Consider the following 7,192-nt stretch of genomic DNA (forward strand, 5'->3'; position numbering starts at 1 on the left):
GCCCGCTCCGCCCGCTCCCCCGGCTCACGCGTTGGCCGGGAGGGTGAGCACGAGAGCGGACTCGTTCTCCGGCAGGTAACACACGCCCACCACACACCCCACCTGCACCTGCTGAACCATGCGCGGCGGCAGGTACTTCTCGACGCTGGTCGTGTACATGGAGCCGTCGGGGCGGGTGACCGCCAGGCCGATCGCGAGCTTCGGGTTGCCGCCGCGCAGCTCGCCCTCGACCTCCAGTGACCGCACCACCGCCTGTGCGGCCACACCGCGCTCGGCGATCTCCAGGTTCTCGCGGGTGGTGACGCCCTGCCGGATCATCACCTCGTTGAGCGCCCCCTGGGCGGTGGCGACATCACCGGAGAGGTCCAGCTCCACCCGGTCCGTACGGTCGGGGAGGTAGCGCACCGGGAACACCGCCCCCGGGCGGACCAGCGGCAGGTCCGTCACCGGTACGACCATCCGCGCGTACGACGCGAAGGAGGTACCGTCCGCCCGCTGCACCAGCAACTCCACCCGCAGCTCGGGCTGGTCGTTCAGCGTCATCCCGGTGGCGCGGCTGCCGGTGACGGTCCCCACGCCGACCGGAGCGGATCGGTACGCGGCCGTGTTGCGGCCGGAGAGCGCCGACATCACGCTGTCGCGGGTGAAGGCGAGCGCGATCGGGACCAGGCTGAACGCGAGGATCGGCGCGACCATCTGCGGACCGACCCAGGCGACGAACTCGAACCCGTCGTCCACCGGGGTGGTGAGTCCGTACCAGACGTAGTGGCCGACCGAGCCGAAGAGGAAGAGCAGGGCAGCGACGCGGATGAGCTTCTTCATGTTCCTTTTCCGTCCTTCCCGAAGGGGGCCTTCGCCGTTGCCGACCGGCCGATACGAGGACAGTAGGAACGCGGGACCCGTCTACCAGTCCCAGGTTCGGCGCCGCGGGGACCGGCTAAGGAGGGACCGGCTACAGGGGGACCGGCTACAGGAGGACCGGCTTCAGGAGGACCGGTTATAGCCTGAGGCCCATGCGGACCGGGACGGGGACAGAGACGCGGGCCGCCGGGGCGAGCGCGCCACCGCGCGCCGTCCGGCCGCGCGCGATGGTGATGGACGAGGTGTGGCGACGGCTCGATGGCGTCGGCCCGTTGAGCGGCCCCCAGGGCGGGCCGCTCAGCCGTACGGTGAAGCTCCTCCTCGACCCGCTGGTGATCCGGCCCGTCCTCCACCCGCCGTGCGCGGGCCCGCTCGTGACGGCGGACGGCGCGGCACTGCTGGCCACGCTGATGATGGCGGCGGGCGACACCCTGCGCGCCACGGCGGCCTGGTTCGCCCTGCTCAAGCAGGTGCGCCGGGGGCTGCGGATCACCGAGGGGCATCCGCAGGACCTCTACTTCCAGCTCTGCTTCGAACTGGCCACCACGCTCGGACCGCCCGACCCCGCGACCGGCCGGACGACCGCAGAGGAGGCGGTACGGGAGGTGCACGACGCCGCCCGGGGCCGTACCACCCGGGCGCTCAGGGAGTACGTGACGGACCCCGGACACGCGGCAGGGCTGGCCGCCGCGCTGGAACGGGCCTGGGCGGAGCGCCGCGTGCGGGAGGCGGGCGAGGGTGCGGTGCGCGGGGGTGCGGCGGGCGCGAGCACGGTGCGCGGGGGTGCGGTGCGCGGGGCCCTCGTGCCGGAGGTGCGCGAACTGCGGGAGGTGGGCAAGGTGCCGGAGGTGCGCGAAGTGCGGGAGGTGGGCGAGGTGCTGGCGGTGCGCGAGGTGCTGGCGGTGCTGGATGCCTGCGCGCCGCGTGCCGGTGGTCGGCGGGACGACGGCGAGCGGGCGCTCGGGCGGCTGGTCGCGGACCGGACCGGGACGGCCGCCGGGCTCGCCCTGTGGGACGACGACGGCGGACCGGCGCCCACCGGCCTGCCGACGGCCCGGGAGCTGGGGCTGACGGGGCGGCCCGTACCGGTCGGGCCCCGGCTGGGCGGCGGATCCGTCTCCACGGCGGCGCTCGGGGCGCCGTTCGACCGTACCGTCCACGAGCGGATCTTCACCGTGCTGCAGACCTCGCACGACCGGGCCGCGCTCGCCCCCGTCCCCGAACTGGTGCGCCGGGAGATCGCGCGGAGCTGCGCGCCCTGGGCGCTCGCGGACGAGTCGCTGCGCGTCACCGCCACCGTGGGCGCGCGACTCGCCCTGGGGCTGAGCCCGTTGGGCACGCCGTACGCGGACACGGCCGCGGCGAGTGCGGGAACGGGGTCGGAGGTCGGCACCGGCACCGGGACGGGGACCGGCACCGGCACCGGGACCGGAGCGCACCGTGCGGTCAACAGCCGCTGGCGGCGCGAGGCTTATGTACTGCGGGCGCGGCGGCTGGCCGTGGATCCGGGAGGCGCGGGCGAGGGCCCGCTCGCGCGGATCGCCGAGGATCTCCGTACCCCGTGGCGGGCGTATCTGCGACGGCTGTGGGCCCGGCTGCACGGCCGGGATGTACGGGAGGCGCCGATAGGACGCGTCGACGAACTGTGGGATGTCCTGGACGGGGTGGCCCGCTCGGTGATCCTGGACCACCGGAGCCGGGTACGGCAGGCGCTCAGCGCGCTGCCCGCCGGGCACGGGACCGCCTCGTGAGCGCGCCCGTACGGATCGAGCGGGTGGAAGACGGTCGGCTCTGCGTCGTCACCCCCCTCAACACGCCCCCGGACACCGGCACCGATACCGACGCGGGCACAGGCACAAGCATGGGGATGGGCACGGGCACGGGTCCGAGTGTCCTGGACGCGGCACCCGATGTGGACGTGGCCGTGCTGGAGGTGGCGGGCGGCCATCTGGCCTGGAGTGTGACAGCGCTGGAGGCCCTGCCGGTGGCGGTGCTCGACGACCCGGTGCGGGCGCAGGACTGGCTGTGGGCCGTGTACGGCGAGGATGTCGCCATCGCCCTGTCCGCCATCGCCCTGTCCGCCATCGCCCTGTCCGCCATCGCCGCCGGTAAGGGCCTCCAGGACCTCCGGGCGCCGGCGGCCCCCGCTCTGCCGGAACTACTGGCGAGCGCACGGCGGTTGGCCTTCGCGCACTGGGCGGCACGGTGGTGGCCGGCCTCCGTGATCGATGCCGTACCGCCGCTGGACGAAGGGCTGTTGGCGGCGGAGATCGGCGAACTGACCGACGAGTGCGACCTGCTCCTCGGCGCCGAGGACAGGGAGGGGGAGTGGGAGTGGGAACAGGAACAGGAACAGGAGCGGGAACAGGAGCGGGAACGGGCAGGGGCAGGGGAAGGCTCCGCCCCCGTCGGCGACCGTCCGCACTCCGCACCCCGCGCCACCGACTACGCACTCGCGGCGGGCCCGGCGACGACGACAGCCGCGACGGCCGAGGCGGACGGAATGACACTCTCGCGCGGTACGGGCGGCTCCGACTGGCGCCGCTACCCGCCCGGCCTGATCGACGCCTCGGAACGCGCCGTGTCCTGGGAGGTCGTACGAGCGTCCGCGCGCACGACGCTCACCGTCCGGGCCGTCGCCGCCCCGGGACCGGCCACCGTCGACCCGAGGCTGACCCCCCGGGCGACAGTCGACGGAGCCTCAGGTCCCCTGGAGGTCGGCCTGCGGCTGGTGGACGACCTCTGGCTCGGCAGCGCCGGGCTGCCGGATCCGCACACCGGCGGACTGACCGTCGACCTCCACCTCCCCGGATTCGGCACTCCCCCACGCTTGCCGGACGAGGACCGGGCGACGCACCAGGAGGCGGCGGCGCACGAGGACCGCGCGGCGCGGCGAGCCGTACGGACCCGCGTACGGAACTTCGTACGGCACCGGCTCTCCGGAGCGCCCTCCGCCACCCCGCTGCTGCGCGCCGAGATCGCCGCCGCGGCCGACGACGAATCGGACTTCTGATGGACGCGACGCCGCCGCCCCGCCGGGAGGCGCGCGAAGAGGCGCTCGCCCAGGTCTCCGCCCTGGTCGACGCGGGCGGCGAAGCCTTCCTGCGGGGCGAATTCCCGTCCGCGCGCGAGCTGTTCGACCGGGCAGCGGCAGCGGCGGCCCGTATCGACACGCCACCGCACCACCCCGACGTACAGGCCGTACACGCCCAGGCCCTGATCAATCGGGCGACCACCGCCGACCGGATGGGCGATCACACGGTGGCGGTGGGCTCGTTCCGTGCCGCCCTCGCCCTGTGCGACCCGCTGCCGGAGCCCGCCGGACGGATCCTGCGCGCCTCCGCTCTGGTCAACATGGCCCAAGCCCTGCTGCACACAGGCGACTTCGACGGCGGACAGGAGGCGTTGGAGGAGACACGAGCGCTGCTCACCACCGCCCGGGACGGCGAGGCCCCACCGCCGGACTCCGACACCGCAGATCTGCTCATCGGCTGTCTCGTCGCCCTCACCGAGCTGACCATCCAGCGCGAACGATGGCCGCGCGCACATGAGTTGGCGACCGAGTCGCTCGATGTCGTCCTGCGACACCGTCCCGAGCTGGCCGGACGCCCGCTGCTGAATCTGTCCGCCATCGCTCTGGCGACCGGAAGGACCGCGCTCGCCGAGGACTTCGCCCACCAGGCGCTCAGCGCCTTTCAGGGTGCCGGGACCCTCGCCGGGGCCGCCGAGGCCCAGCAGGCCCTGGCCCAGCTGTATCTGCGCTCAGGCCGGACGGACGAGGCGCGCTCACTGCTCGATGCCGCCCAAGTCTTCTTCGAGGAGGCCGGCATGGGACGCCAGAGCGGCATCGGCCTCGATCTGCTCGGGCTGCTCGCCGCGCTCGACGCCGATCACACGCGCGCCGCCGAGCTGTACGTACGGGGGCTCGCCCGGCTGGAGGAGGCCGGGGCCCCGGTGGCGGCGGCGGAGATACGGGTACGGCTGGCCGCAGCGCTGCACGCGACAGCGAGGTACGAGGAGTGCGAGCGGCAACTCTCCCTCGCGCAAGAGGCGTTCACCGCGAGCGGCCTCGGGCTGCGGCGCGCCCAGACCGACTACTTCCATGCCGTGCTGCTGGCGGACCGGCTGCCGGACACCCCCAGTCCCGGCACCCCCGGTCCTGGCCCCGCCCCCGGCACCGACCCGGGCCCAGGCGCCGCCCTGCTGGGGAGGGCGGTCGCGCTGGCCGTGCCCGCCGCGCTGGCGATCGACGCCGTACGGTTCACCCTCGTCAACGGCGCCCAGCGCGAACGGTGGCACCAGGAGATCGCGGCGCCCGCGATGCGGCTGGCGTTCCGGCTCGCCGTACGGGCGGGGGCGGGCCCGCTCGTCGCCCAGTTGATCGAGTCGCAGTGCGCGGGCACTCCCCTCGCGGGCACTCCCCTCGCGGGCGGCCCGAACACCGGGTCGGACGACGGGACCGCGCCCCAACCCCCGCGTTTTCTGGATCCGTTGGACTTTCCCGATCCGGGGAGAGCCACACGGGAGGCCGTACAGAACTCCGCGCGGGACGCCGTACAGAACTCGGCGCAGGACTCGGCGCGGGACTCGGCGCGGGACTCGGCGCGGGACTCGGCACAGGACTCGGCACAGGACGCCGTACAGGACGCCGTACAGACGACCGCTCCTGACACCCCGCGAGACGGCCCGCCCACCGACACCTTCCGGCTCGGCGCGGCCCTCGCCGATGTCGCGGCGGAAGCGGGCCTGCTGGTCGCACCGCCGCCCCGGCTGATCCTCGACCGCACGGGAGCGGTGGCGCTGGAGCCGTACCTCGCCGAGGCCGAGGCCCGGTACGGCGGGCGGATACGTGACGCGCGAAAGGTGCGGACCTGGTGAGCGACGTCCCGACCGCCCTGATCAGAATGGCCGACGCGGGCGACCTCTACATCTCCTGGCGCTGGACCCACGACCTCGCCGCGACCGGCGTCGGCCGCGTCCCGCGCGGCCAACTCGACCACGCGCTGGCGGCGTTGGCCACCGCGCTGCCGGGCCCCTCCCCCGCACTCGACCGGGCGCTGACCACCGGGGCCCTCGCCTCGTACAGCGGTGAACTCGCCCTGGCGGAGCTGCTGTCGCGCACCCTCCTCCCGTACGGCCTGGCCAAGCAGCTGTACGAGTTGTACCAGCGCGGCGTCCGGCCCCATCTGCGCATCCAGCCGTCGCCGCGCACCGCTCAGGTCCCGTGGGAGCTGCTGGCGCCCGACCCCGGGGTGCGGCTGATGGAGATCGCGGACCTGAGCCTGCTCGCGCAGGCGAGCGTCATCCACGCGCCCGGCCGTCCTTCGCGTCCCTGGGCCGCGACCCGGCGGCTGCCGGTCATCGGCGTCCTCGATCCCCGGGTGCCGGGGTTCCGGGCGGACTCCTCCCTCGGCTCGGTGCTGGGGCGGATCGGGCCCGGGGCGCCGGTCGCGCGGATGGTCGCCGGGTACGCGGCCGAGGACCGCTGGCGGCCCGCCGTCTCGGACCCGGCCGACGCGTTCCGCCGTACCGACCTGGACCGCGACTGGCTCGGCGCGGCGCTGCGGGAGGGCGCCGGCAGGCTGCTCTACGTGGGCCATGTGACCGCCGCCGCGCCCGCGTCGGGGCTGAGCGAGAACGCCCAACTGCATCTGTCGTGCTCAGACGGGACGAGCGGCTTCGCGCCGCCGCTGCGCTCCCACCGACCGCTGTCCGCCAAGGACTTGCTGCTGGGAACGTACGGACTCGTGCCGGGAACGGACGGTCTCGACGGCAACGGCGGCGGCGGCCACGGCAGTAGCGACGGCAGCGGTGGCAGCGGTGGGGCCCGCTCGGGCGCGGAGCTGTGGCCCATTCCCGGCCGGGTGGCCCTCATCGCCTGCGAGAGCGGCGGTGACCTGCGGTTCGTCGAGGCGCTCGGGCTCGCCACCGCGATGATTCACGGCGGCGCCGAGACCGTCACCACCGGCCGCTGGACCCTCCCCACCGACCTCGCCTTCCACCGCCTCGCGGGCACCGCGCCGACGTCCCGGCCGCTCCAGGACGCGATCCTCGCCATCGACGCGACGCACGAGGCGGACGACGCGGTAGCGGCCCACGGCCGCTGGCAGCGGGAGCGGCTGGCCGCGTGGCGGGAGCTGCGTACGGTCGAGCACTCGCCGGTGCTGTGGGGCGCGTTCGCGCTGATCAGCACGGTGGGACTGCGATGAGAACGGCGGTGTGACGCGGCACGGCGGTGTGGGACGACACGACGGCGGCAACGCGACCCGGGCCACGGTGAAACGGGACGTAGTGGGGGCATGGGGGGGTAAGTGGGGGCGCGACACGGTGG

Annotated in this window: 5 protein-coding genes; 4 read left to right on the plus strand and 1 reads right to left on the minus strand. The window is 74.6% G+C overall.

Annotated features, from left to right (window positions below):
- Positions 1-24 precede the first annotated feature (24 nt).
- Positions 25-822 carry a hypothetical protein gene (locus tag DVH02_RS34270; protein WP_114627723.1) on the minus strand — a complete coding sequence of 266 codons (798 nt, stop codon included), beginning with the start codon at positions 820-822 and terminating at the stop codon, positions 25-27.
- 191 nt (positions 823-1,013) lie between these two features.
- Between DVH02_RS34270 and DVH02_RS35815 the strand changes: the two genes are divergently transcribed.
- From DVH02_RS35815 to DVH02_RS34295, 4 genes are read left to right on the plus strand one after another with little or no spacing between them, the layout of a single operon-like run.
- Complete coding sequence (locus DVH02_RS35815) at positions 1,014-2,612, plus strand: hypothetical protein (protein ID WP_199566522.1); 1,599 nt, start codon at positions 1,014-1,016, stop codon at positions 2,610-2,612.
- On the plus strand, positions 2,609-3,874 hold the full coding sequence (locus DVH02_RS35415) for a hypothetical protein (protein ID WP_158575988.1): 1,266 nt from the start codon (positions 2,609-2,611) through the stop codon (positions 3,872-3,874). Before DVH02_RS35815 ends, DVH02_RS35415 begins: the two co-directional genes overlap by 4 nt.
- Positions 3,874-5,739, plus strand: a complete 1,866-nt coding sequence (locus DVH02_RS34290; protein WP_114627726.1) for a tetratricopeptide repeat protein — start codon at positions 3,874-3,876, stop codon at positions 5,737-5,739. The genes DVH02_RS35415 and DVH02_RS34290 overlap by 1 nt, the downstream gene beginning before the upstream one ends.
- Complete coding sequence (locus DVH02_RS34295) at positions 5,736-7,070, plus strand: hypothetical protein (RefSeq protein ID WP_199566523.1); 1,335 nt, start codon at positions 5,736-5,738, stop codon at positions 7,068-7,070. The genes DVH02_RS34290 and DVH02_RS34295 overlap by 4 nt, the downstream gene beginning before the upstream one ends.
- Positions 7,071-7,192 lie beyond the last annotated feature (122 nt).

Origin of the sequence: Streptomyces corynorhini, assembly GCF_003346515.1 — a bacterium.
Classification (GTDB): domain Bacteria; phylum Actinomycetota; class Actinomycetes; order Streptomycetales; family Streptomycetaceae; genus Streptomyces; species Streptomyces corynorhini.

Coding starts and splice junctions, on each gene's coding strand:
- DVH02_RS34270 (WP_114627723.1), bottom strand. CDS start 822: ATGAAGAAGCTCATCCGCGTCGCTGCCCTGCTCTTCCTCTTCGGCTCG.
- DVH02_RS35815 (WP_199566522.1), top strand. CDS start 1,014: ATGCGGACCGGGACGGGGACAGAGACGCGGGCCGCCGGGGCGAGCGCG.
- DVH02_RS34290 (WP_114627726.1), top strand. CDS start 3,874: ATGGACGCGACGCCGCCGCCCCGCCGGGAGGCGCGCGAAGAGGCGCTC.